The organism is Microcystis sp. M53598_WE2 (assembly GCF_030067735.1).
In the GTDB taxonomy this organism is placed as follows: Bacteria; Cyanobacteriota; Cyanobacteriia; order Cyanobacteriales; family Microcystaceae; genus Microcystis; species Microcystis aeruginosa.
The window spans coordinates 1-1,388 of record NZ_JASJFE010000806.1; the positions used below are offsets into that span (position 1 = coordinate 1).

The following is a 1,388-nucleotide window of genomic DNA, read 5'->3' on the forward strand; positions in this document are numbered from 1 at the left end:
AAAAACCTGATTGAGACTAATTCTGGCGAAATTCAGGAGCCGGTCGTCAGGAGATTATTTTTATTTATTCTCCCCGCTTCCCCACTCCCCCACTTCCCCACTTCCCCACCCCCAATCCGTCTAAATGTTAAGTTAAGTATCGAAGAGCGGCCGTTTCATCACCCAGTAGTAATATAATCACTGAGTTATCAACTTTGATCCTTGAGTATGACTGCATTCACCACAACCCCCACCCTTGCCAATTTGCCCGCCAGTGACAGCCGTAGCCGCGTCAGTGAATTTATGAAATCCCTACAGGATGAAATTTGTCAGGGATTAGAAGAAGTGGATGGACAAGCAAAATTTATCGAAGATAGTTGGCAACGGCCCGAAGGTGGCGGCGGACGTTCGCGAGTTTTGCGGGAAGGGGCAATTTTTGAACAAGCAGGGGTGAATTTTTCGGAAGTTTGGGGGAAAGAATTACCTCCTAGCATTGCCAAACAACGGCCCGAGGCTGCCGGTCATCAATTTTATGCCACGGGAACCTCGATGGTCTTGCATCCTCACAATCCTTATATTCCCACGGTTCACCTCAATTATCGCTATTTTGAAGCAGGTCCGGTTTGGTGGTTTGGCGGTGGTGCCGATTTAACTCCCTACTATGGGTTTGAAGAAGATGCTAGTCATTTTCATCGCACTTTTAAACAGGTTTGCGACCAACATCATCCCGAATATTATCCCGTTTTTAAACGCTGGTGTGATGAATATTTTTATCTCAATCATCGTCAGGAAGCCAGAGGCATCGGCGGGATTTTCTTTGATTACCAAGACGGTTTAGACCCTCTCTATCGTGGTCCTTTTGCCGAAAGTGATGCCGCTATCTATTCAGAAAAATTATCTCCCCAACAACCCCGCAACTGGGAAGAAATTTTTAGTTTCATTAATGACTGTGGCTGGGCTTTTCTACCCGCTTATGTTCCCATTGTCCAGAAACGGCGCTCGACGGAATACGGTGACAGAGAACGTCAGTTTCAACTCTATCGTCGCGGTCGTTATGTAGAATTTAATTTAGTTTATGATCGTGGCACAATTTTTGGGCTGCAAACTAACGGTCGTACCGAGTCGATTTTGATGTCTTTACCTCCTTTAGTCCGTTGGGAATACTGTTATCAACCTGCACCAAACACCCCAGAAGCAAAACTCTATGATGTCTTCCTAAAACCCCAAGATTGGGTTAATTGGCAAGGTTAAATCAGTTATCAGTTATCAGTTATCAGTTATCAGTTATCAGATTATAGTTTTAAGTGGACAGTGTTAGGTGAAAACTTCGCTAATTTCTTTTCACTGATTACTGTTCACTGAAAATACTTCCCAATTCATAATTCATAATTCATAATTCATAATTCCCA

At 43.7% G+C, this 1,388-nt stretch carries 1 protein-coding gene; it reads left to right on the top strand.

Annotation, left to right across the window (positions count from 1 at the left end; translation table 11 throughout):
- The first annotated feature begins 207 nt into the window (after positions 1 to 207).
- Positions 208 to 1,230, top strand: a complete 1,023-nt coding sequence (gene hemF, locus PX636_RS16425; protein WP_288117868.1) for an oxygen-dependent coproporphyrinogen oxidase — start codon at positions 208 to 210, stop codon at positions 1,228 to 1,230.
- The last annotated feature ends 158 nt before the right edge of the window (positions 1,231 to 1,388 follow it).